Here is a 24226-nt window from a genome sequence, read left to right on the forward strand (position 1 = left end):
CTAGTAGGGTCACTGCGTGCCGCCTCACCACCTCTCCGACTTCGTCAAGGCCTACGACGTCCGCGGCCTGGTCCCCGAGCAGCTCGACGTCGACGTCTCGTGGGCGCTCGGGGCGGCGTTCGCCGAGGTCGTCGTCCTGCGCGAGGGCGGACGCGGCTGCGTCATCGGTCACGACATGCGCGCCTCGTCACCGGAGCTGTCCCGGGCCTTCGGGACCGGCGTCATGAGCCGCGCCGTCGACGTCACCCACATCGGCTTGGCGAGCACCGACGGCCTCTACTTCGCCAGCGGCCACCTCGGGCTGGCCGGCGCCATGTTCACCGCGAGCCACAACCCCGCGGCCTACAACGGCATCAAGCTGTGCCGGCCGGGCGCCGCACCGGTCGGGCTGGAGTCCGGCCTCGCCGACGTCCGCGACCTCGCCCAGGAGCTCCTCGACGGCACGGCGGAGCAGCGCCACGCGGAGCTGGGGACGAGCGAGGAGCGCGACGTGCTGCGCGACTACGCCGCCTTCCTGCGCGACCTCGTCGACCTCTCGCAGATCCGGCCGCTCACGGTGGTCGTCGACGCGGGCAACGGCATGGGCGGACACACGGTCCCGGCGGTCCTCGAGACCGGCGCCGGCCTCCCGGCGCTGCCGCTCACGGTGGTCCCGCTCTACTTCGAGCTCGACGGGACCTTCCCCAACCACGAGGCCAACCCGCTCGAGCCCGCGAACCTGCGCGACCTCCAGGCCGCCGTCCTCGAGCACGGCGCTGACATCGGGCTCGCGTTCGACGGTGACGCGGACCGCTGCTTCGTCGTCGACGAGCTCGGGGAGCCGGTGAGCCCGAGCGCGATCACGGCGCTCATCGCCACCCGTGAGGTCGCCCGCGAGGTCGCGACCGGGACGCTGGCGAGCGAGGTGTCGATCGTCCACAACGTCATCACCTCGGCGCAGGTCCCCGAGGTCATCGCCGCGCTGGGGGCCAAGGCCGTCCGCACCCGCGTCGGGCACTCCTACATCAAGGGCGAGATGGCCCGGTCCAATGCCGTCTTCGGCGGGGAGCACAGCGCGCACTACTACTTCCGCGACTTCTGGTTCGCCGACACGGGAATGCTCGCGGCGCTGCACACGCTCGCCGCCCTCGGTGAGCAGCCACGCAGCCTCAGCGAGATCATGGCCGGCTACGCGGCATACGCCGCCTCCGGCGAGATCAACTCGACCGTCGACGACCAGGCCGCGAGCACCGAGGCGGTGCGCGCCTGGGCGGGGGACAAGCAGGTCGAGGTCGACGAGCTGGACGGGCTGACCCTGACCCACGCCGGCGGGGAGGGCGACCCGATGTGGTGGCTCAACCTGCGCGGCTCCAACACCGAACCACTGCTGCGACTCAACGTCGAGGCAGCCGATGTGGCCACGATGGCCGCGATCCGCGACGATGTGCTGAGCGTTGTACGACGCACTGCGAGAGGAGACAGCTGATGTCAACGATGGAGCCCTGGCTGCGCGAGATCCTGCGCTGCCCCAGCTGCCGTTCCGAGCTGCGCGACGAGACGGGGGAGACCGGCCCCGAGCTGGCCTGCACCTCCGACACGTGCGGGCTCGTCTACCGGATCGACGACGGCGTCCCGGTGCTGCTCGTCGACGAGGCGCGCAAGCCGGTCTGACCGGCCGCGCCGCACGACCGTGCCGCACCTCGACGAGGCGTTCCTCGACTCCGCCCAGTCCCTCGAGGCCCTCGACAGCCGCGGGTCCCTGCGCGCGCTCGCGTCCGCGGGCGCCCAGGTGCGGCGGGCGATCGTCTCCGCACGTGAGGCCGGGATCGACCGGGTCGCCGGTGGCGACCGGCCCCGGTCGGTGCTCGTCGCCTCCCTCGGCGGCTCGTCGGTCGTCTGCGACGTCCTCGACGTGCTCGCCGAGCCCGGCTCACCGGTCCCGTTGACCACGCGGCGCGAGGCGCCGCTCCCCGGCTGGATCGGGCCGCTCGACCTCGTCATCGCCGTCTCCCAGTCCGGCCGCGCCGCGGGCCCGCTCGCGCTCGCGGCCGAGGCTGCGCGCCGCGGTGCGTCGCTGCTCACCGTCGGCGCCCCCGACTCCCCGCTCGCCGACGTCTGCGCCCGCGGTCGTGGGGTCCACGTCGACATCGCCGCGTCGGTCCCCACGTCGCGCGCCGCCCTGTGGTCGATGCTCACGCCGGTGCTGCTCGCCGCCGACCGCCTCGGCCTCGTCGAGTGCTCCGAGCAGGTGCTCGAGCGGGTCGCCGACCTCCTCGACGGGCGCGCCGAGGAGTGCCGGCCGTCGTCGGAGTCGTTCGTCAATCCCGCCAAGATCCTCGCCATCGGACTGGCCGAGACGGTGCCGGTCGTCCTCGGCGACGGGGCCCTCACCGGGGTGGCCGCGAGCCGGACCGCGGCGATGTTCGCGCGCACCGCGGGGGTGCCCACCACCCACGGCGCGCTGCCGGACGCCGCCTCGCAGGTCGTCGCCTGCTTCGACGGGCCGTTCGGCAGGTCGGGGGAGCCGACCGGCAACGGGTCGGCGGGCAGCGGCATCTTCGCGGACCCGTTCCTCGACGGTCCGCCCGCGCCGCAGCTGGGCCTGCTCCTCCTCCGCGACCACCTGGAGGCTCACCGCGAGCGCGGCGCCCCGGTGTCGGGCTTCCCGGCCGTCGACCTCGCCGAGGCGGTCGCCGAGTCCGCGCGCGACGCCGGCGTCAAGGTCTGGGAGGTCGAGGCCCTCGCCGGGCACCCGATCGAGCGGCTGGCCTCGCTCATCGCGATGACCGACTACGCCGCGACCTACCTCGCGCTCGGGCTCGGGCTGGACCCCGCCGTGTCGCGCCACGTCACCGAGCTGCGCGACCGCACCAGCTGAGCACGCCGGACCGGCCGAGCAGCAGCATCAGCGGCCGAGGACCTCGCGGTCGCCCGGGTCCCGAGCCGGGTCGTGCTCGGGCAGGGAGTCGAATGCCCAGTCCGAGCGCTTCCACTCCGGCACGGGCGTGGCGCAGTCGTCGTGGGGGACGAAGCGGGAGCGCCGGATCAGCTCGTAGCGGTGGATGTAGCGCGGACAGTTCGGGTACACCCTGGTCGCGTGCACCCGCACGACGAACTGCGCCTCGGGCCACTCGCCGAGGAGCGGGTCGTCCAGGTCGATGCTCGCCTCGCCCTCGAGGCGCATCCGGTGGCCGCGCACGAAGTCGATGAAGAGCATCCCCACGGCGGGGTTGACGAGGATGTTGCCGGTCGAGAGGTACATGCCGTTGCCGTCGTAGTTCGGGAACGCCACCGTGCGCTGGTCGAGCACCCTGACGAAGCCCGGGTCGCCGCCCTTGTAGCTGCAGGTCGGCCGGCCCTGCGCGTCGGCCGTCGCGAGGAAGAACATGTCGCACGCCTCGATGAACGCGCGGTCGCCGTCGTCGATCGTGTCGTCGACGAGCAGGCCGTCGATGCGGTCGGCCAGGGCCCTCGTGTCGAAGCGGTCCTGCAGGCCGCGGCTGCCGTCGTGGTATCCCGAGCCCATGGCTCCTCCTACTCCGGCCCGGCGCCTCGGACCACCCCGGGCGAGCCCACCGTGCCTCACCTTCCGAGTATGCGACGTTCTCAGTGCGCCGTCACGCGTCGGTTCAGTGCTGGGCGAGGTCGAGGACCTCGGCGGTCGGCAGGTCCGCGAGGGCGGCGCCGCTGACGAGGATCTTGCTGCCGCGGATGCCGCTGCCGATGACGACGTCACCGGCGGCGACGACGGCGGCGTCGACGAGGAGCGGCCAGTCGGCCGGGAGCCCGACCGGGGTGATCCCGCCGAACTCCATGCCGGTGAGCAAGACCGCGTCGTCGTGCGCGGCGAACGAGATCTTGCGGACCCCCAGGTGCCGTCGCACGACCCCGTTGACGTCGGCGCGGTGCGTCGCGAGGACGAGGACCGCCGCGTGGGTCGTCTCACCCGCGCGCTTGCCCGCGACGATGACGCAGTTGGCGCTCGCCTGCGGCGAGACGTCGTATGCCGCACAGAACGCTGCCGTGTCCGCGAGGGTCGCGTCGATGGGCGCCACCTGCGCTGCCGCGATGCCCGCGGACGCCGCCAAAGCGGCGGCGACCGGGGCCGCGAGGAGGTCCGGGTGTGCGAGCGCAGGTGACCAGTCGAGCGATCCGCGGGCGGACGGCATACGGGTCAATGCTTCTCGTCGCTGGGGACGTCCGCCTTGGGGTGGGAGCCCTCGGGCTCGCCGTGGCCGCCCTTGCGCGGGACGACGTGCATGATCGCGACGACGACGGCGCCGATGATGAGGCCGAGGATGGCCGAGCCGATGGTGTTGGTGACCCAGCCGAGGACGCCGCCGAGGGCCCCGGTGGCCTCGTGGACCGCCTCCTCCGCGTGGTGGACCCACTCGTAGGGGTAGTGCAGCGGCGACCAGTACTGGCTGAGCTCGTCGAGCCCGACGAGGATGATGTGCCCGCCGACCCAGATCATCGCGGCGATGCCGACGACGGAGAGCGTGCTGAGGAGCTTCGGCATCGCCGCCACGAGGCCGCGACCGATCGTGGCCTGGGTGCCGGACTTGCCGGCGAGGTGGAGGCCGACGTCGTCCATCTTGACGATGAGGGCGACGACGCCGTAGACGAGCGCGGTGATGGCGATGGCGACGACGGCGAGGATCGCCGCGCGAAGGACGAATCCCTCGTCCTTGACCTCGTTGAGCGAGATGACCATGATCTCGGCCGAGAGGATGAAGTCGGTGCGGATCGCGCCGCTCGTGATGGTGTCCTCGTCGGCGACCTCCCCGGCCTCGTGAGCCTTGTCGGCCGCGTCCTCGCTGTGGCCGCTGACCCGCTCCCAGATCTTCTCGACGCCCTCGAAGCAGAGGTAGGTGCCGCCGATCATGAGCAGCGGCGTGAGCGCCTGCGGGAGGAACTGGCTGAGCAGCAGGGCAGCGGGGAGGATGAAGAGGAGCTTGTTCTTCAGGGACCCGATCGCGATCTTCTTGATGATCGGCAGCTCGCGCTTGGGGTCGATGCCCTGGACGTACTGCGGCGTCACCGCGGTGTCGTCGACGATGACACCGCTGGCCTTGACGCTGGCGCGTCCGGCTGCGGCGGCGACGTCGTCGATCGAGGCGGCGGCCGCCTTGGCGAGCACCGCGATGTCGTCGAGCAGGGCGAACAGACCGCCGGCCATCAGGTCACCTGTCGGTCTGTGAGGGGGAAGAGGTGCAGCACCCGGACAGCCTACCCACGGGCCGGCGGGTGGAACGGACGCGAAGGAGGGCGCGGGCGCGGATGGGAGGGCGGGCCGTCGGGTGCCGTTCCGGGCAGGAATTCCGTCGCGCCTTCCGGCCGTTGTCACACCATGAGCACTGACCCGGGCGCGGAGTCGGCCGCGCTGGACGCCTACTCGGCGATCGTCACCTCCGTCGCGGCCCAGCTGACACCGAAGGTCGCGGCGCTCCGGATCCGGTCGCGGCGCGGCGAGACGGCGGGCTCCGCCGTCGTCCTCACGAAGGACTCCCACCTCATCACCAACGCCCACGTCGTCGGCGACGCCACCGGTGGTGACGCGGAGTTCGCCGACGGCACGGTCGCCCACTTCGAGCTCGTGGGCCGCGACGCGCTGTCCGACATCGCGGTCATCAGGGCTGACGGAGCGGTGCCCAGCCCGCCCGAGTACGGGGATGCGAATGCGCTGCTCGTCGGGTCCCTCGTCGTGGCCGTCGGCAACCCGCTCGGACTCACCGGGACGGTGACGGCGGGAGTGGTGAGCGCGCTCGGGCGCAGCCTGCCGGTGCGGACCCGCACCTCGGCGCGCCTCATCGAGGACGTCATCCAGACGGACGCCGCGCTGAACCCCGGCAACTCCGGCGGCGCCCTGGCCGACAGCCGCGGTCGCGTCGTCGGCATCAACACGGCCGTCGCCGGAGCGGGCCTCGGCCTGGCGGTTCCGATCAACGCCACGACCCACCGGATCATCTACACGCTGATGCACGACGGGCGGGTGCGGCGTGCCTACCTCGGTGTGGTGAGCACGCCAGCACGGCTCATGCCGGCCCAGGCGGAGCACTACGGGCAGCGCGTCGCGCTGCGCGTCGTCGAGGTCTTGGAGAGGAGCCCGGCCGCCCAGAGCGGTCTGCGGGCGGGCGACCTGGTCCTCGCGATCGACGGCGCGCCGCTCGGTGATGCCCAGTCGCTGCAGAGGCACCTCTTCGCCGACGCGATCGGGAGGCGCATGGAGATCACCGTCCTGCGCAACGGCGCCCTCGTCGACGCCGTCGTGCTGCCCAGCGAGCTTCCCGACGAGTCGCCGATCAGGTAGGGGCGGGGGTCCGGGACGCGCTCGGATCGCAGACCTGCGTGCTCAGCTCTCGCCGTCCTCACCCTCGACGACGGCAGGACGGGCCACCTCGGAGTCGGGGTCCACGGCGTAGTCGCCGCGCACGTCCTCCCACGTGTCGAGCTTGTCCTCGTCGAGGTCGAGGCGGACCTCGTCCCGCACCTCGTCGCCGTTGTCGCCGCTGGCGAAGGTCTCACTCATCGCGTGCGCTCCGCTCGTCCCCGCGCGGGCCGGCCCCGCACACGTCATGTCTACCGCGTCGAGTCGGTACGATGGGGGCTGCCGGCGCGGGTGATACCCCGTTCTCGTGAACGCCCAGATGGGCTGCGCCGGGTCTGACAACCACATTCGACAGGGAAGAGATTTCGCATGTCCTTCGACTACAAGGTTGCCGACCTGAGCCTCGCCGAGGCCGGCCGTCACCAGATCCGTCTTGCCGAGCACGAGATGCCCGGCCTCATGAGCCTGCGCGAGGAGTTCGGAGCGTCCCAGCCGCTCAAGGGCGCCCGCATCGCCGGCTCGCTGCACATGACCGTGCAGACCGCCGTGCTCATCGAGACCCTCACCGCGCTCGGCGCCGAGGTCCGCTGGGCCTCCTGCAACATCTACTCCACCCAGGACGAGGCCGCCGCGGCCGTCGTCGTCGGGCCGCAGGGCTCCGCCGACGACCTCCAGGGTGTCCCCGTCTTCGCCTGGAAGGGCGAGACGCTCACCGAGTACTGGGAGTGCACCGAGCAGATCCTCACCTGGCCCGGTGGCCACGGCGCCAACATGATCCTCGACGACGGTGGTGACGCCACGATGCTCGTCCACAAGGGTCGCGTGTGGGAGGCCGCCGGTCAGGTGCCCCCCACCGACGACGCGGACTCCGAGGAGGTCGGTGTCTTCAAGGAGCTCGTGCGCAAGACCCTCGCCGCCGACCCGCAGAAGTGGACCACCGTCGCCGCCGAGATCAAGGGCGTCACCGAGGAGACCACCACGGGCGTGCTCCGCCTCTACGAGCTCGCCCGCGCCGGAGAGCTCCTGTTCCCGGCCATCAACGTCAACGACTCGGTCACCAAGAGCAAGTTCGACAACAAGTACGGGTGCCGCCACTCCGTCATCGACGGCCTCAACCGCGCGACCGACGTGCTCATCGCCGGCAAGGTCGCGGTCGTCTGCGGCTACGGCGACGTCGGCAAGGGCTGCGCCGAGGCGCTGCGCGGCCAGGGTGCTCGCGTCATCGTCACCGAGATCGACCCGATCTGTGCGCTGCAGGCCGCGATGGAGGGCTACCAGGTCGCCAAGCTCGAGAGCGTCATCGGCATCGCCGACATCTACGTCACGACGACCGGCAACTTCAACATCATCACCGCCGAGCACATGCAGCAGATGAAGAACAAGGCGATCGTGGCCAACATCGGCCACTTCGACAACGAGATCGACATCGCCGGCCTCGCCAAGGTCCCGGGCATCACCAAGACCGAGATCAAGGCCCAGGTCCACGAGTGGACCTTCTCCGGCGGCACATCCATCATCGTGCTGTCCGAGGGCCGGCTGTTCAACCTGGGCAACGCCACCGGCCACCCGAGCTTCGTCATGTCGAACTCCTTCGCGAACCAGACGATCGCCCAGATCGAGCTGTTCACGAAGAACGACGACTACGACAAGCAGGTCTACGTCCTGCCCAAGCACCTCGACGAGAAGGTCGCGCGCCTGCACCTCGAGGCCGTCGGGGTCGAGCTCACCGAGCTGACCAAGGAGCAGGCCGAGTACATCGGCGTCGACGTGGCCGGCCCGTACAAGTCGGACCACTACCGGTACTGAGCCGAGGTTTTCGCAGCCACACCCCGGGTATGCCGTCTGCTCACCTCGAGCGGACGGCATACCTGCGTCTCCGGGCGCTGAGGACGCCTGTCCTCAGCGGCTGCTCACGAGAATCCGGGCGTGCGCAGGGCGTAGGCCGCGTAGCCGGCGACCTCGTCTCGCAGCAGTTTCTCCTCCCACCGGGCGCGCAGCACCTGGAACATCCCGAGGAACCCGACGACGAGCCAGGCCCAGCCCCCACCTGCGACCAGCGCGAGGCCAATGGAAGCGAGGTACTCGAAGACGTAGAGCGGATGCCGGAAGACGCGGTACGGCCCGCTGGTGGCGAGCTCCCGTGCCTGCGGCACGACGCTGATGTTGGTGTTGAGGACGAGCAGCGCCCACGTCGACAGGGCGACTCCGCCTACGACGAGCAAGGATCCGGCGGTTGCCGCGCTCGCGTTCGCCCCACCCGGCGCCACGACGGGAATGATGAAGGGCGAGAACGTCGCTGCTCCTGCCACCATCCACACCTCCGGCCGTCGGTCCGTGCGGGACGCCGTCCCGCGCCGGAGGTACATGACCGCGAGGACGGCGTAGAAGGCCAGGGCAGCCGCGGTCCCGAGCGTGGCGACGCTCGAGCGTGCGTCGTCGCCGAGGAGCTTCGCGACGTTGAGGGCGATCAGACCGGCGCAGACCGGCACGAGGATCGCGCGGCCGAGGTCCGGCCCAGGTGTGGGGCGCATGGACCGCAGTATCACTGCGGACCGCCCTCGATGTCCCGGTTTCAGCGATATCGTCACCTAGTTCAGTCTTGTCATCTTCAAAAGGGGTCACTGCTCAGAGGCAGATTTGGGCTCAAACACCGCATACTCTCCGTCGTGCCACGAGTCTGAGCACGAATTCGAAGCGTGGAGGGCGCCTGGCACCCGGTCCGCCGGTGTCAGGCCGGATACGTTCATGTGATGACTACTCGATAATGGCTCAAATGAACTAGTACAAGATGGCTAGTAAGCACCATGGCTACCGAGAGTCGCTACCCTCCACGATGGTCCGCGGGAGCCGGGGGAATCCGGGCGCTCAGTGCAACACCCTCAGACGGGGCAAACCGAGCCCGACGTGCTGGTGACGTTCCACCCGTGCCCGGCTTCGGGGAGGCACCGGTCTCCGGCACGGCTGTCCCCTTGCCGTGTACCGGCTTCGGAGCTCCCTCTGAGCTTGTCCTCCCTCGTCACCCCTTCCACACCAACAGAAAGAAGTCACGACATGTCCTCTTCGCTCCTGCGCCTCCGTCGCCGCGTCACCTCCGAGAAGGGCGCAACGATGGTCGAGTACGGCCTCATGGTCGCGCTCATCGCGGTCATCGTCATGGCCGCGGTCGGTCCCCTCGGCACCGCCATCGCGGCGATGTTCGGGACCATCACCGCAGCGATCTGAGCAGTGCTGACGGTGGGTCGACGGCCTTCGCGGACGGCGACCCACCACCAGCAGCCGATCGCCCATCTGCACGACCACAGCACGTCACGATGACATCCAGGGGGCACGACATGAGGCGACGGGACGACCGCGGCGCGACCATGGTCGAGTTCGCCCTGCTCACCCCTCTCCTCCTGCTGGTCCTCTTCGGCCTCATCGACATGGGGCGGATGTTCCTCGTGCAGGCGATGGTCACCAACGGTGCCCGTGAAGGGGCCCGGATGGCGTCGCTCAACATCGTCGACGCCGGCCTGACGACGCGGGTCGACGCCTCCATGCCAGGTCTGGGCCCCCTTTCGGGTCCCGGTGGCACACGCGTGATCGTCGTGACGCCCTGTCCGACGCCGCGCACCCCGACGTCCGCCGCGACGGTCAGGGTGGAGACGGTGGGCTTCGCCTGGGTGGGGCTCGGCGCGCTGGGCGGGGCGATCCCCACACCGATCCCCAGAGCGACGTCCTCGATGCGGTGCGGCGGATGAGCCCCCGACCCCACCGGCAGCGCGACGAGCGCGGCGCCGTGGCAACCCTGGTCGCGGCTCTCGTCGGTCTGTTCGTCGTCACTGGGCTGCTCGCGTGGTCGGTTGACGCCGGCCAGGTGTTCTGGGAGCGGCGCCAGACCCAGAACGCCGCGGACGCCGCCGCCCTCGCGCTCGCCCAGAGCTGTGCCAGCTCGAACTGCACCGTGGACGCCGACAGCCTCCCGGCGCTGGTCGGTGCCAACACGGTCAACAACGGCACTCGAACCCACGCCATCGAGCGCCAGTGCAGGCGCAACTTGCCGGCGGGTGCGGTCACGAACTTGCCAGAATGCCCGACTCCGGTGCCGTCCCCGACGACGCCGCAGGATGTCGTGCTGCGTGAGTGCCCACCGCTGCCGTCGGGAGTCGGCCCGCTGCCCTATGTGGAGGTGCGGGTCCGGGCCAACGACGGTGGCGCCGCCAGCATCCCCAACCCGTTCACCAGGGTCAACACGACGGGACCGGACACGAGCGACGTCCTGTCCTGCTCCCGCGCGGCCTGGGGCATACCCACGTCCGGGACGTTCACCGCCCCGATCGCCATCTCCACGTGTGAGTGGAACAAGTTCTCCAACGGTGGGACCATCTACCACCCCGCGCCGGCAGGAGCGTGGCCGGGGTACGGCGGAGCGGGCCAGTCCGCGTGGCCGCTGGGTCCGACGACGCCCAACACCCCCGGACGCGAGATCGTCATCACGCTCCACAACCCGGCGGACGGGGAGTGTCCGGCGGGGCCGAGCGGCGGTGACGCGCCGGGTGGCTTCGGATACCTCGCGACGACGTCCCCCTGCACCGTGTCGACCACGACGACCAACGGGGTCGACTACTGGGCCTTCGTCGACACGGGGAGTTCGGCACCCAACCCGTGCAGGCCGGCGATCGCCAGCCTTCGGGACAACGGACCGGTCATGGACCTCCCGGTGTTCGACTGCATCGTCAACAACGGGTCAGGAGCCGTGACACCGGCGACCGACTGCAGCTCGGGCCACGGGTCCAACGCGACGTATCACCTGGCTGGGATCGCCCGCTTCTATCTCAGTGGTTACCGCATCACCGGTGGCGAGACGCGACCGAGCCGGGTCACGGGAGCGGTCCCCTGTTCGGGCTCGGTCCGGTGCATCTCGGGCTGGTTCGTCCAGGGCGTGCTCAACAACCCCGCCGGCACCGTGGTGCCGCCCACCGCCTCCCACCCCGGCTTCGGCCTCTCGGCCGTCATCGCCGCCGGCTGAGCCACTCTCCGCTCCCGAAAGGCCATCAGTTCATGGGTCGTCGCGTTCTCGCCCTCATCGCCGCAGTCGTGCTCGCGCTCGTCGGCGCGTCGCTCGTCCTGCTCTACGCACGCGGTGCGGACGACCGGGCGCTCCGGGGCCAGCAGCCCCAGACGGTCTTCGTGGCCGAGCAGCTCGTGCCGTCGGGCACCACGCTCAAGGACGCCGAGCGCGGCGGGCTCCTCAGGCGCACGCAAGTCGCGGCCAAGGCCAAGCCCGCGGGCGCCCTCGCGGAGGTGCACGGTGACAACAGTGGGCTGGTCGCCGTCGCGGACATCGCCCCCGGTCAAGTGGTGCTCGACGCGGCCTTCGGGAGCGAGCGGATCGGGCAGAAGGCGATCGGCGTCCCGGCCGGGAAGGTGGCCATCTCGGTCAGTCTCGAGGACCCCAACCGGGTCGGGGCCTTCGTCACACCGGGCAGCACCATCACCCTCTACGACACGTACGACCTGGAGAAGCTCGGGACCGACGAGGCGACGAAGCAGTACAACGAGCTGAAGATCAAGGGGACGTCCGTGCTGCTCACCAAGGTCCAGGTCATCGGCATCGGCACCTCCAGCCTGTCCGGTGCGACGGTCTCGCCGACGTCCGCCGAGGACGCTCAGGGAGGCACCGCGACGACGACGGCCACTCCGGTGCAGAGCTACCTCGTCACCGTGGCCGTGACCCCCGCCGAGTCGTTGAAGCTCGTCCACGCGATCCAGCACGGCGAGTCCCAGAACAACCCGGCGAAGCACATCTACTTCGGACTCGAGGGATCAGACACCACCGTGGACCCCAAGCTCACCACCGACGACTTCCGCTACCACGGGGCTCCCTGATGACCATTCTCTGGGCGAACGAGGCCGGGGCGGAGGACCGCTACCAGTTCGCCCTGGGTCGGGTCCACCTCCTCGCGTCCGCGCCGCTCGTGCACCGAGCGCTCGACGAGGACCAGCACGCCGACCTCGTCGTCATCGGGCCCCTGGTCGACCTGGATGAGGCCTCGCGCCTCGTCGAGTCGGTCCGGGCCGACCGGCCCGAGATCGGGTTCATCCTGCTGCGTCACCGCCTCGACGTCACGACGATGAGCCAGGCACTGCGCAGCGGCTTCCGTGAGGTCATCGCCTCGGACGACGCGCCCGCGCTGTCCGACGCGGTGCGCCGCAGCCGCGACCTCACCGCGAAGCTCGCGGGCCACCACGGCGCGACGTCGACCCAGGGTCGCATCGTCACCGTCTTCTCGGCCAAGGGTGGGGTCGGCAAGACGACGTTGTCGACGAACCTCGCCACCCACCTGGCGCTCAGCGGCCTGCGCACGCTGCTCGTCGACCTCGACCTCTCGTTCGGCGACGTGGGCATCAGCATGCAGCTCATGCCCACGAGCTCGGTGCACGACGCGGTGGCCATGGGCGGGAACCTCGACGCCGAGGGTCTCGCGCAGCTGGTCACTCGGCACGAGCCGAGCGGGCTCGACGTCGTGGCCGCGCCGATCGACCCGTCACTGGCGGACCGCATCAGCGCCCAGGTCGTCACCGAGCTCTTACGCGTGGCTGCAGGGTCATACGAGTTCGTCATCGTCGACACCCCGCCCTCCTTCACCGAGCACGTGCTCGCTGCCTGTGACCTGAGCAGCCTGCTCATCCTCATCGCCACGCTCGACATCCCCGCGGTGAAGAACCTCAAGCTCGCCCTCGACACGCTCGACGCCCTCGGCAGTCCCCGGGAGGCTCGCGTCATCGTGCTCAACCGTGCGGACGTCAAGGTGGGCCTCGACCTCGAGGACGTCGTGCAGGCCATTGGCGCTCCCATCGCGGTGAGCATCCCGGCGAGCACGAGCGTCCCGGCGTCGGTCAACCGCGGCGTGCCACTGGTGCTGGAGTCGCCGCGCGACCCCGTCAGCGTGGCCCTGCGCGAGATCGCCGACACCCACATCCGGGCCCGCTTCGGCGGGCCGGTCGAGGAACCCCAGCGCCGCAGCCTCTTCAGCAGGAGAAGCCGGTGAGCACCCTGGCAGACCGCCTCGACAGCGCACGGCGCGCCCAGGACCCGATCGGTGCGTCCTCGGGGTCGACCGTCGAGCGCCGCCGTGGGGCCAGCCCCCTGGTGGCGGTCAAGGAGCGGGTGCACCAGGGGCTGATGGACGCTCTGGGCCCTCAGCTGTACGACCCCCACCTCAAGGAGTCGGTGCTCGCGGGCCAGGTGCGCCAGACCCTCCAGGAGGTCATCGACGCCGAGCACACGCCGCTGTCGCTGGCCGACAGGACGCAGATCGCCCAGGAGGTCTCCGACGAGATCCTCGGTCACGGACCACTCGAGCCGCTGCTGCGCGACCCCGAGGTGACCGAGATCATGGTCAACGGACCCGACAGCATCTTCATCGAGCGGGCAGGGAAGATCTACCCGACCACCGCCCGGTTCGGTGACGAGACCCACCTGCGGCGGATCATCGACAAGATCGTCGGACGGATCGGACGGCGCGTCGACGAGGCCAGTCCACTGGTCGACGCCCGGTTGCCCGATGGCTCACGCGTCAACGCCGTGGTCGCGCCCATCGCCCTCGATGGCGCCATCCTGACCATTCGCAAGTTCTCGCCGGACCCGTTCACCGACAAGGACCTCGTGTCCTTCGGGACCTTCACGCCACCGGTGCGGGACTTCCTCTTCGCCTGTGTCCGAGGACGTCGCAACATCATCATCTCCGGGGGCACCGGCTCGGGCAAGACGACGACCCTCAATGTCATCTCGTCCTTCCTGCCCGACGACGAGCGCATCGTCACCATCGAGGACGCGGCGGAGCTCCAGCTGCGGCAGCAGCACGTGCTGCGCCTGGAGTCCCGTCCCGCGAACATCGAGGGCACCGGACTGGTGACCATCCGTGACCTCGTGCGCAACGCGTTGCGGATGCGCCCCGACCGGATCGTCGTCGGAGAGGTCCGGGACGGCGCGGCCCTCGACATGCTGCAGGCCATGAACACCGGCCATGACGGCTCGATCACGACGGTTCACGCCAACAGCGCTCGCGACTCGTTGTCCCGGCTCGAGACCATGGTCCTAATGGCCGGCATCGAGCTGCCGATCCGGGCGATCCGCGAGCAGGTCTCGGGTGCCGTGGACCTCATCATCCAGCAGGCTCGCCTCAAGGACGGGTCGCGCCGCATCACGCAGATCACCGAGGTGGTGGGGATGGAGGGTGACATCATCACGCTCCAGGACCTCTTCACCTTCGACTACGGCGCGGGTCGGGACCACACCGGCCGGTTCCTCGGCGAGCTGCGCAGCACGGGGATCAGGCCGAGGTTCACCCAAGAGCTGAACGATCTCGGCGTGGAGCTGCCGATCCCGCTCTTCGCGCCCCCCCTGCCATGAAGCTGGTGCGCACCTCCCGGCTCGTGGCCGCGCTCCTGACGGCCGCCTGCGCCGCTGGCGTGGGGCAGGCCGTGGCCGCCCCGGTGCCGCCCGTCCCGGGCTCGATCGGGAACGTCCGGGTCACCGGCGAGCACGTCACCGGCGTGCTCAACCTCAGGGCGGGGCAGCAGGTCGTGTCCGTCGACCCGGGGTTGACGGCCACGCTGGGGGGCGCCGACGCGTCGGTGTCGACGAAGCAGCTCGCCCCGGCGAGGCGCACCACCGTCCTGCTCATCGACGCGAGCGGCTCCATGGGCCGGTCCGGCATGGCGACCGTGCGGTCGGCGGTGAAGGACTTCCTCGCGACCGCCCCCCAGGACGTCAAGGTGGGGGTGGTCTCCTTCGGCAACACGGCCGGCCCGGAGCTGGCGCCCACCCTCGACCGGCCCGCGGTCCAGCGCGCCGTGGACGGACTCCGAGCCGACGGTGAGACTGCGCTCTTCGCCGGTGTCACCCAGGCCGTCGGCATGCTGGGCACGGCGGCCGACCGCAGCATCGTCCTGCTCAGTGACGGCAAGAACACCGTCGGTGACCGCACCACGGGGCTCGCGGCCGCGGTCGCGGCGCTCACCCGCTCGCGGGTGCGCGTCGAGGTGGTGCGGTTCACGACCGGTGAGAACGATCCCGCCGCCCTGGCTGCCTTCGCCAAGGCGGGCGGTGGCTCCGTCGCTGAGGCCACGGACACGGCAGCGGTGCGCGCGGCGTTCCTCGTCGCGGCGAAGGTGCTCGACGCGCAGAGCGAGTTCGACCTGACCCGCCCCGCGAACGTCACGGGACGCGTGCCGCTCGTGCTCACCGGGACGGCGAGCGGCCGTCCGTTCACCATGGCGACGACCGTCGACCTGGGAGCGTCGCCCAGTGCCGCCGCCTCCCCATCGCCAACCGTCGTCACGGCTCCGGACACGGGTCCGGTGGTGCTCACCCGGGTCGGTGGAGGCCAGGGCCGGATGCTCGTCGGGGGGCTGTTGGCACTGTTCGTCGCGGTCGCGGTGCTGGTCATTGCCATCGCCGACCCGTTCCGGTCGTCACGCCGCGACCGCGTTGCCGAAGTCTCCAACTACACGCTCGTCGGGTCCGGCGGGTCAGCGAGGCAGGTCGAGGCCACACCCTCCGCGGTGGCGCAGTCGGCGGTGCGCATGGGCGAGAAGGTCATGGCCGGGCGCTCGTCGACGGCACGCACCATGGAGCTCATCCGCCGGGCCGACCTGCCACTGCGCGCGGGGGAGTGGTTCGTGCTGCGGATCCTCGCGGTGGTGGTCGCCGTGGCGCTCGTGACGACGCTCGCGCCGCTCCCGTGGTGGATCGGAGCACCGACCAGCTTCCTCGTCGGCTTCTTCCTGCCCGCCGTTGTCCTCCGCACCCTCGCGGCTCGTCGGGCGCGCAGGTTCGAGGCGATGCTGCCCGACGTCATGATGCTCATCGCCACCACGCTGGCGAGCGGCTTCAGCCTTCCGCAGGCCCTCGACTCCGTCGCGAGGGATGCGGCCGAGCCGGCGGGCAAGGAATTCTCCCGAGCCCTGGCCGAGGCGCGCATCGGTGCTGACCTGTCCGACGCCCTGGACCACACGGCCCAGCGCATGGGCAGCGAGAGCCTGACCTGGACGACCATGGCGATCCGGATCCAGCGGGAGGTGGGGGGCAACCTCGCCGACACGCTGCGCACGACCGCCCACACGCTGCGAGAGCGAGAGTCCCTCCACCGCCAAGTGAACGCGCTGTCCGCGGAGGGCCGACTCTCGGCATGGATCCTCATGGCCCTGCCGGTGGGCATCTTCCTCTACATGACGCGGGTGAATCCGGAGTACATCGCGATCCTGTGGACCACCGTGCCGGGAGTCATCCTGCTCGTCGGCGCGGTCGTCGGCATGTGCGTCGGGGCACTCTGGTTGCGCAAAGTCGTCCGGATCGAGGTCTGACGTGCTCGTCCTCGGAGCTCTCCTCGTCGCGCTGGCTCTCGGGGTCCTCGCCCTGCTGGCGGGCACCATCAACGTCGGCGCGACCGGTGTCGCCCGCTCGCTCGAGCTGATCAACTACCGCCCCGACAGCCGCAACGTCTCCAGTGCGGACCTCGCGGCGCGGGACCGGTTCGTCCTCCCGTTCGAGGCCGCCCTGAAGTCACTGGCCCACCGGCTCTCCCCGGGCGGCACTGCTGAGCGACTGGCCGCGAACCTCGACCGTGCGGGCAACCCCGCGGCGTGGCCGGTCGAGCGGCTCTTCGGTGCCAAGGGTCTCGGGCTCGTCGCGGGTGTCATCATCGGCGTCCTGTATGCAGGGGTCACCTTCACCGGGCTCGTCGCCGGGGCCGTCATGGCCGTGGCGTTGTTCTTCCTTCCGGACCTGCTCGTCTACAACATCGGTCTGCGGCGTCAGGAGCAGCTGCGCAGGGGCTTTGCCGACGCCCTCGACATGCTCACGGTGTGTGTCGAGGCGGGGCAGGGGTTCGACGCGGCCCTGGCCCAGGTCGCACGGACCGTCCCCGGTCCCATCGGCGGCGAGTTCGCCCGCGTCATCGCCGAGGTCCAGATCGGCAAGAACCGGTCGAACGCCTTCCAGGCGATGGCACAGCGCAACACGGCACCCGAGGTCAAGAACTTCATCTCCGCCATCGTCCAGGCCGACCGCCTCGGCGTCCCCATCGGAGGGGTCCTGCGGGAGCAGACGAAGGAGATGCGCGTCGTGCGCCGCCAGCTGGCGGAGGAGAAGGCGCAGAAGGTCACCGTCAAGGTGGTCTTCCCCGTGCTGCTGTGCATCTTCCCGGTGATCTTCATCGTCATCCTCGGCCCCGCTGCCATCAGCATCTACCAGTCGGTGATCGGCGGCGGGTGAACGTCGGGTCGGGCCTCTCCGACCGGCACAGTTCGCTGTGCGAACATTGCTCCAGTGGCGCGGCGACAGCGCCGCCCCAGCCGTGTAGCCACTGAGGGAGGACTGACCGTGAAGGGTCGCGTGCTCGTCGTCGACGACGATCTCGCTCTGTCGGAGATGCTCGGCATCGTGCTGCGCAACGAGGGCCTGGAGGTCAGCCACGTGGCCGACGGCTCCGGTGCGCTCGCCGCCTTCCGCGAGACCAGGCCCGACCTCGTGCTCCTCGACGTCATGCTTCCCGGCATCGACGGCCTCGAGGTGTGCCGACGGATCCGCGCCGAGTCCGGCGTCCCCATCGTCATGCTCACCGCCCGCACGGACACCATCGACGTCGTCGTCGGTCTCGAGTCCGGGGCGGACGACTACGTCGTCAAGCCCTTCAAGCCGCAGGAGCTCATCGCCCGGGTCCGCGCGCGCCTCCGCCGCGACAACGACGCCGAGCCCGAGCGCCTCACCATCGGCGACCTCGCCGTCGACGTCGCCGGCCACTCGGTCAAGCGCGGCGAGGAGTCGCTCAACCTCACGCCGCTCGAGTTCGACCTCCTCGTGGCGCTCGCCCGCAAGCCCTGGCAGGTCTTCACCCGCGAGGTCCTCCTCGAGCAGGTCTGGGGCTACCGGCACGCCGGCGACACCCGCCTCGTCAACGTCCACGTCCAGCGACTGCGGTCCAAGATCGAGAAGGACCCCGAGCGCCCCGAGATCGTCGTCACCGTGCGCGGGGTCGGCTACCGGGCCGGACCGGCCTGACCATGTCGGGGACGCCGACCGCCACCACCGGCGCCGGGACGTCACCGTCACCCACCCTGTCCGGGCACGTCCGGCAGATCGGTGGCCGGGCGATGCAGGGTCTGCGCGTTGCCGGAGGCGCCGTCGTCTCGCTGGCCCGCTGGCTCCTGCGCACCTGGCGGCGCTCGCTCCAGTTCCGGGTCGTGTCGACGACGGTGGTCCTCGGCATCGTCGTCGTCTCCCTGCTCGGCTCCTACCTCTACAGCGAGATCGCCGACGGCCTGCGCCGTGACCGGGTCGCAACGAGCGAGTACGAGGCCCGCACGCTCACGGCCCAGGCCCAGGAGCGCTGGGACAACACCACCGCGACGACGGTGCAGGAGCTCAACATCATCGCGCTCGACCTCATGCGGTCGACGCTCACACCGGCCGGACCGCAGCCCTCGCGCTACGTCGTCATGATCCGTGGCGCCAAGAACACGAGCCCGACCGTCCTCGACCCGCTCGGGTCCGGGGGCCTCGGGCTGGCCTCGGTGAGCCAGGAGCTCCGGCAGGCCGTGGCCGCCGACCCCAGCCGCCAGCAGACGGTCGTCAACGACGTCCTCGTCGACGGCGCCCAGGTCCCGGCGGTGTTCGTGGGCACCGGCGTCGAGGTGCCGACCGCCGGCCGCTACGACCTGTACTTCATCTACCCGATGACACAGGAGCTGCGGACCATGAGCCTCATCTCCACGGCGTTCACGCTGGCGGGGCTCATCCTCACCGTCCTCCTGGGTGCCGTGGCGTGGGTCGTCACCAAGCAGGTCGTCTCCCCGGTCCGACGCGCGGCCGAGGTTGCCGAGCGACTGGCGTCCGGCAAGCTCAACGAACGTATGCCGGCGCGCGGCGAGGACGACCTCGCCCTGCTCGGGACGTCGTTCAACGCGATGGCCGACAGCCTCCAGGCGCAGATCCGCCAGCTCGAGGGACTGAGCCGGGTCCAGCAGCGTTTCGTCTCCGACGTCTCGCACGAGCTGCGGACGCCGCTGACGACGATCCGCATGGCCGGCGACCTCATCTACGACGCACGAGCCGACTTCGAGCCGGTGATGAGCCGCTCGGCCGAGCTGCTCCAGGGCGAACTCGACCGCTTCGAGTCGCTCCTGTCGGACCTGCTCGAGATCAGCCGGTTCGACGCCGGGGCCGCAGCCCTCGAGCTCGACCGCGTCGACCTGCGCGACACGGTCGCCGAGGTCGTCGCGGCGGCCCGCCCCCTCGCGGAGCGCCGTGGCTCCACCGTCCAGGTGCTCGCCCGCGGCCCGATCGAGGCCGAGGTCGACGAGCGCCGGGTCGAGCGCATCCTGCGCAACCTCGTGGTCAACGCGATCGAGCACGGCGACGGCAAGCCGGTCACCATCCGCCTGCGCGCGGAGGACGGCGCGGTGGCCATCGTCGTCGAGGACCACGGCGTCGGGCTGCGCTCGGGCGAGGCGTCGATGGTCTTCACGCGGTTCTGGCGCGCCGACCCCGCGCGGGCCCGCACCACCGGCGGGACCGGCCTGGGCCTCGCCATCGCCCTCGAGGACGCCCGGCTGCACCACGGCTGGCTCCAGGCCTGGGGCGAGCCCGGGGTCGGGTCGCGCTTCCGGCTGACGCTGCCGCAGCAGGCCGGCCACTCCCTCACCGCGTCACCGCTGGCGCTCTCACCGGGTGAACGGTCGTGAACGACGGCCAGCACCGCCGCGCCCGGCTCGGCACCACGGGCGCCCTGCTCAGCGCGCTCCTGGTCCTCGTCGGCTGCAGCGGCATCGGCAGCGGCACGTCGGTCCAGCCGGGGCTGGAGGTGCAGGGTGGGGACGTCCAGCCGGTCCGCGCCTTCTTCCCCGGGCCCGCTGCCGACGCGACCCAGGACCAGATCGTGCGCGGCTTCGTCCGAGCCGGTGCGGCCAGCGACGGCAACTACGACACCGCCCGCAGCTTCCTCACCCCGGACGCGGTCAAGGCGTGGTCGCCGGAGAAGGAGGTCGTCCTCTACTCGACGACCACCCCGCTGACCGTGACCCCGCGCGCCCCCAACGCCGCCGTCCTGTCCGGGGCGGTCGCGGCCACGATCGGCGCCGACGGTCGCTACGTCGCAGCGTCCGCGACGGCGAGGCGGCAGGCAGCCTTCGAGTTCGCCCGCATCGACGGGCAGTGGCGGATCAGCGCCGTGCCCGAGGAGTTCGGACGGTGGCTCACGACCTCCGACCTCGGCCGGCTCCTCCAGCCCTACGACCTGCACTACGTCGCGACCGACCGTCGCGCCCTCGTGCCCGACCGTCGCTGGTTCGCCCGCGACCACCTCGCGACCCGGCTCGCCCGAGCACAGCTCGCCGACCCACCGGCATACCTCGACGGTGCGGTGCGCAGCAGCATCCCGCGCGGTTCGCGCCTCACCGCCGACTCGGTCTCCGTCGCCGACGGTGTCGCCCGCGTCGAGATCACCGGTCAGGTCCCCACCGACCAGACGCAGCGCGAGAACGTCTGGGCACAGCTCGTGTCCACCCTCCTCCAGGACCCGACCGTGCAGGGCGTGTCCATCCGCATCGGGGACGTCACCCTCGAGCTGCCCGACGTCGACCTCCCGGTCCGCACGGTCGAGCAGGTCGGCTTCCCCGTCCTGCCCGACGTGCCGCTCGGCAAGCCGGTGATCCGCCGCGGCGACGTCCTCTCCCTCCTCCCGAGCACGAGCACCCTCGAGCGGGAGCCCCGCCCGTCGGGCCTGGTCAACGTCATCCCGAGCTACCACTCGCTCGCCCTGTCCGCGGACGGCACGGACGTCGCCGCGGTCGACCCCGACGGCCAGGGGCTGTCCCGGTTCCGCGGGACCACGCGGTACGAGATGCCGTTCTTCGGCACCAAGGTCGGCCACCCGGCATACGACGTGCGGGGGTTCCTCTGGGCCGGGGGGATCGGTCTCGACGACCAGAGCGCCCTGCGCCTCTGGGTCTTCAACGTCACCGGCGACCCGTCCGTCGCCCGCCCCGCCGCCACCGCCCTCGACGCCCCGTGGCTGGCCAAGCGCCGTGTCGTCGAGGCCAAGCCCTCGCCCGACGGCGACCGGGTCGCGATCCTGCACACGGCCGAGGACGGCTCGGGCGCGCAGATCGACGTGACCGGGGTGACCCGCGGCTCCGGCGGCATTCCCCAGCGGCTGGCGCAGCCCCTGCGGCTGGGGACGACTCTGGTCGCGCCGACCGGGCTGGTCTGGCTCTCCGACCTCTCCGTGGCGACCCTCGCGCGTCGCGTCGGGAGCAAGGAGCGGCTCCGCCCCTACGTCATCTCGGTCGACGGCGAGGAGCAGGCGCTCGCCGAGACGCCCACCGGTGTCGCCATCACCTCGGCGGGTGGCGAACGCGACATCATCGTCACGACCTCCGGCGGGACCGTGCTGCGGCGTGCGGGCCAGCAGTGGCTCTCGCTCGGTCAGGGCACCGACGTCGCCATCCCCGCTCGCTGACCGTCCACAGCCCACCCGGGGACGCCTCGTGGTCCACAGGCGCGTTCCGGGGTGGTGGCGTGGCGTGGCCGCGCGCGGCAGGGTCGGGTCGTGCTGTCCCACCTCGTCGACCTCGTCCTGCCGTCGACCTGCGCCCTCTGCCACCGTCCCGGCGACTCCCTCTGTGCCCGCTGTCGCAGCGACGTGACCGACTGCCTGCACCCGTCCCCAAGGCCGGCCGTGCCGTCCCCTTCACCAGCCGGTATGCCGGTGTGCTGGGTCACCGGGGAGGCGCGCGGCGCGCTGCGGGCCGTCGTCACGGCATACAAGGACGAGGACCGGCGCGACCTCGCGCCACAGCTCGCCGGCTGGCTGGCGCCGGCCCTGCGGGCGGTCGCCGGAGCGGACCCGTCGGCGCGCCGCGCCCTGCGCGACCGGGGGCTCCTCGTCGTGCCCGTGCCGGGGTCACCCCGCGCCCGCCGACGCCGCGGCGACGCACCCCTCGTGCCCCTGGTCCACACCGCTGCGAGGGCAGTCACCGGCCGAGCCGTCGTCGCGAGCGTCCTCACGACGACCCGGGTCACGGTGGACCAGGCCACCCTCGACGCGGCAGCCCGGGCGGCCAACCTCAGCGGCGCGATGCGGGTGCGCCGACTGCACGAGCCGGTGGTGTCGGGGGCGGTCTGCGTCGTCGTCGACGACGTCGTGACGACCGGTGCGACGCTCGCGGAGGCGGCGCGGGCCCTCCGGGGGGCCGGGGCCGCCCGGGTCCTCGCCGCGGCGATCGGCGCCACGCAGAGGCGGATCGTCGCCGCCCAAACTCGACCTGACCCCCCGGTTGAAAGGCCCCCGAGAGGGGTCTAACGTCAGTGCATGAGAGACATCCTCGGGAGGTGGTGCCGCCGCTCCTAGCCCTCGACAGGCACACGACGGGCACGCACCCCAAACCAGGAGGACCAGTGGACATTGTCGTCACCGGACGCCACACGACCGTCTCGGACCGATTCAGGCAGCACATCGCGGAGAAGCTGGACAAGGTCCAGCAGCTGGCGCCGCGCACCCGCCGCATCGAGGTGGTCATCAGCCACGAGCCGAACCGTCGCCAGGCCAAGGCCTGTGACCGCGTGGAGATCACCTGTCACATCAAGGGCCCGGTCGTGCGCGCCGAAGCGTGCGAGGAGGACAGGTACGCCGCGCTCGACGTGGCCCTCGAGAAGCTCCTCGAGCGGCTGCGTCGCAAGCATGACCGCCACGTGAAGCGCGGACGGAACCCCGCGGAGTCGGTCTCCGCCAAGACCGCGTTCGTGCCCCCGGAGCCCGAGACCTCGAGCGACGAGAGCGGTGACGTCGGCGCCGACTACGGCGACTCGCCCATCGAGGTCCGCGAGAAGGTCCACACCTCCGCGCCGATGACGCTCGACCAGGCGCTGCAGGAGATGGAGCTCGTCGGACACGACTTCTACCTCTTCCACGACCTCGACACCGACAAGGCGAGCGTCGTCTACCGTCGCCGCGGCTGGTCCTACGGCGTCCTCCACCTCGACCTCAACGGCAGCGCCGCGCCGTCGCCGCCCACGGGTGCGGACACCGCCAGCGCCGAGTCCGCGGAGCGCGCCACCGTCTCGTGACCCGAGTGGCAGGGCACTGTTTTTCGAACTGACCGACAGGGGCGGATTCCCGTGTCAAGATTGCCACGTGAGTCCGCCCCTGCCAGCAGCCGAGGAGCGGGCCTCGTCCCCGGGGGAGGCTCGCCGCATCCGCATCGTCATCGCCGATGACCACGACCTCTACCGCCGTGGCATGCAGGCCGTCATCGGCCTCGAGCCCGACCTCGAGATCGTGGCCGAGGCCGGGTCCGGCGCCGAGGCCGTCGAGAAGGTCTTCGAGTACGAGCCCGACGTCGTCCTGCTCGACGTCCGCATGCCCGGCAACAGCGGCATCGAGGCGTGCACGGCGATCAAGGAGAAGGCGCCGCGGACCAAGATCCTCATCCTCACCGCCTCCGACGAGGAGTCCGACCTCTTCTCGGCGATCAAGGCCGGGGCGAGCGGCTACCTCCTCAAGGACCTGCCGACCGAGCAGATCGCCGAGGCCGTCCGCATGGTGCACTCGGGGCAGTCGATGATCCCGCCGCACATGGCCAGCCAGCTCATCGCCGAGTTCTCGCGCCTGAGCAACGAGCCGGCCAAGGACTCCGCGCCCGGCCCGCGCCTCACCGACCGTGAGCTCGAGGTCCTCGCCCTGGTCGCGCGCGGCAAGGCCAACAAGGAGATCGCGTCGATGCTCTTCATCAGTGAGAACACGGTGAAGAACCACGTCCGCAACATCCTCGAGAAGCTCCAGCTCCACTCGCGCGTCGAGGCCGCCCTCTACGCGATGCGTCGCAACCTCATCGAGCCGGACGCCTGAGCGGACCACCGTCGGTGCCGACCGCTGT

24 protein-coding genes are annotated in these 24226 nt (G+C 71.1%); 19 read left to right on the top strand and 5 right to left on the bottom strand.

The features are described 5' to 3' along the window. The first annotated feature begins 16 nt into the window (after positions 1 to 16). From AC3EU2_RS12900 to AC3EU2_RS12910, 3 genes are read left to right on the top strand one after another with little or no spacing between them, the layout of a single operon-like run. Entirely contained in the window at positions 17 to 1465 is a 1449-nt protein-coding gene (locus tag AC3EU2_RS12900; RefSeq protein ID WP_488176702.1) for a phosphomannomutase/phosphoglucomutase, read from the top strand. Beyond that, positions 1465 to 1650 (top strand): Trm112 family protein, encoded by a 186-nt coding sequence (locus AC3EU2_RS12905; protein WP_035937822.1) that lies wholly within the window; start codon positions 1465 to 1467, stop codon positions 1648 to 1650. Before AC3EU2_RS12900 ends, AC3EU2_RS12905 begins: the two co-directional genes overlap by 1 nt. A 19-nt stretch (positions 1651 to 1669) precedes the next feature. Then, a complete protein-coding gene (locus tag AC3EU2_RS12910; protein ID WP_488176703.1) occupies positions 1670 to 2857 on the top strand; it encodes an SIS domain-containing protein in 1188 nt (395 codons plus the stop codon). Between the two features lie 27 nt (positions 2858 to 2884). On the opposite strand, the gene AC3EU2_RS12915 is transcribed toward AC3EU2_RS12910, so the two are convergent. From AC3EU2_RS12915 to AC3EU2_RS12925, 3 genes are all read right to left on the bottom strand, one after another. Next, entirely contained in the window at positions 2885 to 3505 is a 621-nt protein-coding gene (locus tag AC3EU2_RS12915) for a pyridoxamine 5'-phosphate oxidase family protein (protein WP_488176704.1), read from the bottom strand. A gap of 103 nt (positions 3506 to 3608) precedes the next feature. Beyond that, positions 3609 to 4148 (bottom strand): YbaK/EbsC family protein, encoded by a 540-nt coding sequence (locus tag AC3EU2_RS12920; protein ID WP_488176705.1) that lies wholly within the window; start codon positions 4146 to 4148, stop codon positions 3609 to 3611. A 5-nt stretch (positions 4149 to 4153) separates the two neighbouring features. Further along, positions 4154 to 5158 carry a DUF808 domain-containing protein gene (locus AC3EU2_RS12925; protein WP_488176706.1) on the bottom strand — a complete coding sequence of 335 codons (1005 nt, stop codon included), beginning with the start codon at positions 5156 to 5158 and terminating at the stop codon, positions 4154 to 4156. A gap of 171 nt (positions 5159 to 5329) precedes the next feature. Between AC3EU2_RS12925 and AC3EU2_RS12930 the strand changes: the two genes are divergently transcribed. After that, positions 5330 to 6289, top strand: a complete 960-nt coding sequence (locus tag AC3EU2_RS12930; protein ID WP_488176707.1) for a S1C family serine protease — start codon at positions 5330 to 5332, stop codon at positions 6287 to 6289. Positions 6290 to 6331: 42 nt separating this feature from the next. Here the strand turns inward: AC3EU2_RS12930 and AC3EU2_RS12935 are convergent, their stop codons facing one another. After that, positions 6332 to 6508, bottom strand: coding sequence for a hypothetical protein (locus AC3EU2_RS12935; protein ID WP_488176708.1), 177 nt, complete (start codon positions 6506 to 6508; stop codon positions 6332 to 6334). Positions 6509 to 6676: 168 nt separating this feature from the next. On the opposite strand from AC3EU2_RS12935, the gene ahcY reads away from it, so the two are divergent. After that, positions 6677 to 8113, top strand: coding sequence for an adenosylhomocysteinase (ahcY, locus tag AC3EU2_RS12940; protein ID WP_488176709.1), 1437 nt, complete (start codon positions 6677 to 6679; stop codon positions 8111 to 8113). A 104-nt stretch (positions 8114 to 8217) separates the two neighbouring features. Here ahcY and AC3EU2_RS12945 read toward each other — a convergent pair whose 3' ends face one another. Further along, positions 8218 to 8838 carry a methyltransferase family protein gene (locus AC3EU2_RS12945; protein WP_488176710.1) on the bottom strand — a complete coding sequence of 207 codons (621 nt, stop codon included), beginning with the start codon at positions 8836 to 8838 and terminating at the stop codon, positions 8218 to 8220. Positions 8839 to 9358: 520 nt separating this feature from the next. On the opposite strand from AC3EU2_RS12945, the gene AC3EU2_RS12950 reads away from it, so the two are divergent. From AC3EU2_RS12950 to AC3EU2_RS13015, 14 genes are all read left to right on the top strand, one after another. Then, the gene (locus AC3EU2_RS12950) at positions 9359 to 9529 is read left to right on the top strand and encodes a Flp family type IVb pilin (protein WP_488176711.1); all 171 of its coding nucleotides are present in this window, start codon (positions 9359 to 9361) and stop codon (positions 9527 to 9529) included. A 110-nt stretch (positions 9530 to 9639) separates the two neighbouring features. After that, positions 9640 to 10047: a TadE/TadG family type IV pilus assembly protein gene (locus AC3EU2_RS12955; RefSeq protein ID WP_488176712.1), complete on the top strand. Its 408-nt coding sequence runs from the start codon at positions 9640 to 9642 to the stop codon at positions 10045 to 10047. Next, positions 10044 to 11315 (top strand): pilus assembly protein TadG-related protein, encoded by a 1272-nt coding sequence (locus AC3EU2_RS12960; RefSeq protein ID WP_488176713.1) that lies wholly within the window; start codon positions 10044 to 10046, stop codon positions 11313 to 11315. The genes AC3EU2_RS12955 and AC3EU2_RS12960 overlap by 4 nt, the downstream gene beginning before the upstream one ends. A gap of 32 nt (positions 11316 to 11347) precedes the next feature. Beyond that, positions 11348 to 12175: a Flp pilus assembly protein CpaB gene (cpaB, locus tag AC3EU2_RS12965; RefSeq protein WP_488176714.1), complete on the top strand. Its 828-nt coding sequence runs from the start codon at positions 11348 to 11350 to the stop codon at positions 12173 to 12175. Continuing rightward, a complete protein-coding gene (locus tag AC3EU2_RS12970) occupies positions 12175 to 13338 on the top strand; it encodes a CpaE/TadZ family protein (protein WP_488176715.1) in 1164 nt (387 codons plus the stop codon). Before cpaB ends, AC3EU2_RS12970 begins: the two co-directional genes overlap by 1 nt. Further along, positions 13335 to 14702, top strand: a complete 1368-nt coding sequence (locus AC3EU2_RS12975; protein ID WP_488176716.1) for a TadA family conjugal transfer-associated ATPase — start codon at positions 13335 to 13337, stop codon at positions 14700 to 14702. Before AC3EU2_RS12970 ends, AC3EU2_RS12975 begins: the two co-directional genes overlap by 4 nt. 5 nt (positions 14703 to 14707) lie before the next feature. Continuing rightward, positions 14708 to 16657 carry a type II secretion system F family protein gene (locus AC3EU2_RS12980; RefSeq protein ID WP_488176717.1) on the top strand — a complete coding sequence of 650 codons (1950 nt, stop codon included), beginning with the start codon at positions 14708 to 14710 and terminating at the stop codon, positions 16655 to 16657. A 1-nt stretch (position 16658) separates the two neighbouring features. Continuing rightward, a complete protein-coding gene (locus AC3EU2_RS12985; RefSeq protein WP_488176718.1) occupies positions 16659 to 17567 on the top strand; it encodes a type II secretion system F family protein in 909 nt (302 codons plus the stop codon). 108 nt (positions 17568 to 17675) lie between these two features. Continuing rightward, positions 17676 to 18353, top strand: coding sequence for an MtrAB system response regulator MtrA (mtrA, locus tag AC3EU2_RS12990; protein ID WP_035937865.1), 678 nt, complete (start codon positions 17676 to 17678; stop codon positions 18351 to 18353). Positions 18354 to 18355: 2 nt separating this feature from the next. Continuing rightward, positions 18356 to 20035, top strand: coding sequence for an MtrAB system histidine kinase MtrB (gene mtrB / locus AC3EU2_RS12995; protein ID WP_488176719.1), 1680 nt, complete (start codon positions 18356 to 18358; stop codon positions 20033 to 20035). Continuing rightward, positions 20032 to 21810: an LpqB family beta-propeller domain-containing protein gene (locus AC3EU2_RS13000; RefSeq protein WP_488176720.1), complete on the top strand. Its 1779-nt coding sequence runs from the start codon at positions 20032 to 20034 to the stop codon at positions 21808 to 21810. The genes mtrB and AC3EU2_RS13000 overlap by 4 nt, the downstream gene beginning before the upstream one ends. Before the next feature lie 90 nt (positions 21811 to 21900). After that, on the top strand, positions 21901 to 22653 hold the full coding sequence (locus tag AC3EU2_RS13005; protein ID WP_488176721.1) for a ComF family protein: 753 nt from the start codon (positions 21901 to 21903) through the stop codon (positions 22651 to 22653). Between the two features lie 95 nt (positions 22654 to 22748). Next, the gene (gene hpf, locus AC3EU2_RS13010) at positions 22749 to 23417 is read left to right on the top strand and encodes a ribosome hibernation-promoting factor, HPF/YfiA family (RefSeq protein ID WP_488176722.1); all 669 of its coding nucleotides are present in this window, start codon (positions 22749 to 22751) and stop codon (positions 23415 to 23417) included. Between the two features lie 67 nt (positions 23418 to 23484). Beyond that, positions 23485 to 24198, top strand: a complete 714-nt coding sequence (locus tag AC3EU2_RS13015; RefSeq protein ID WP_488176723.1) for a response regulator — start codon at positions 23485 to 23487, stop codon at positions 24196 to 24198. Positions 24199 to 24226: the final 28 nt, after the last annotated feature.

The sequence above is a fragment of the Knoellia sp. B-D-2 genome (assembly GCF_057714695.1).

Bases quoted from the DNA above. Each gene is read 5' to 3' on its own strand.
- cpaB (WP_488176714.1), top strand. From the start codon at position 11,348: ATGGGTCGTCGCGTTCTCGCCCTCATCGCCGCAGTCGTGCTCGCGCTC.
- AC3EU2_RS12915 (WP_488176704.1), bottom strand. From the start codon at position 3,505: ATGGGCTCGGGATACCACGACGGCAGCCGCGGCCTGCAGGACCGCTTC.
- AC3EU2_RS12905 (WP_035937822.1), top strand. From the start codon at position 1,465: ATGTCAACGATGGAGCCCTGGCTGCGCGAGATCCTGCGCTGCCCCAGC.
- AC3EU2_RS12935 (WP_488176708.1), bottom strand. From the start codon at position 6,508: ATGAGTGAGACCTTCGCCAGCGGCGACAACGGCGACGAGGTGCGGGAC.
- AC3EU2_RS12955 (WP_488176712.1), top strand. From the start codon at position 9,640: ATGAGGCGACGGGACGACCGCGGCGCGACCATGGTCGAGTTCGCCCTG.
- AC3EU2_RS12925 (WP_488176706.1), bottom strand. From the start codon at position 5,158: ATGGCCGGCGGTCTGTTCGCCCTGCTCGACGACATCGCGGTGCTCGCC.
- mtrB (WP_488176719.1), top strand. From the start codon at position 18,356: ATGTCGGGGACGCCGACCGCCACCACCGGCGCCGGGACGTCACCGTCA.
- AC3EU2_RS12960 (WP_488176713.1), top strand. From the start codon at position 10,044: ATGAGCCCCCGACCCCACCGGCAGCGCGACGAGCGCGGCGCCGTGGCA.
- AC3EU2_RS12930 (WP_488176707.1), top strand. From the start codon at position 5,330: ATGAGCACTGACCCGGGCGCGGAGTCGGCCGCGCTGGACGCCTACTCG.
- AC3EU2_RS12920 (WP_488176705.1), bottom strand. From the start codon at position 4,148: ATGCCGTCCGCCCGCGGATCGCTCGACTGGTCACCTGCGCTCGCACAC.
- AC3EU2_RS12950 (WP_488176711.1), top strand. From the start codon at position 9,359: ATGTCCTCTTCGCTCCTGCGCCTCCGTCGCCGCGTCACCTCCGAGAAG.
- AC3EU2_RS12945 (WP_488176710.1), bottom strand. From the start codon at position 8,838: ATGCGCCCCACACCTGGGCCGGACCTCGGCCGCGCGATCCTCGTGCCG.
- AC3EU2_RS12970 (WP_488176715.1), top strand. From the start codon at position 12,175: ATGACCATTCTCTGGGCGAACGAGGCCGGGGCGGAGGACCGCTACCAG.
- ahcY (WP_488176709.1), top strand. From the start codon at position 6,677: ATGTCCTTCGACTACAAGGTTGCCGACCTGAGCCTCGCCGAGGCCGGC.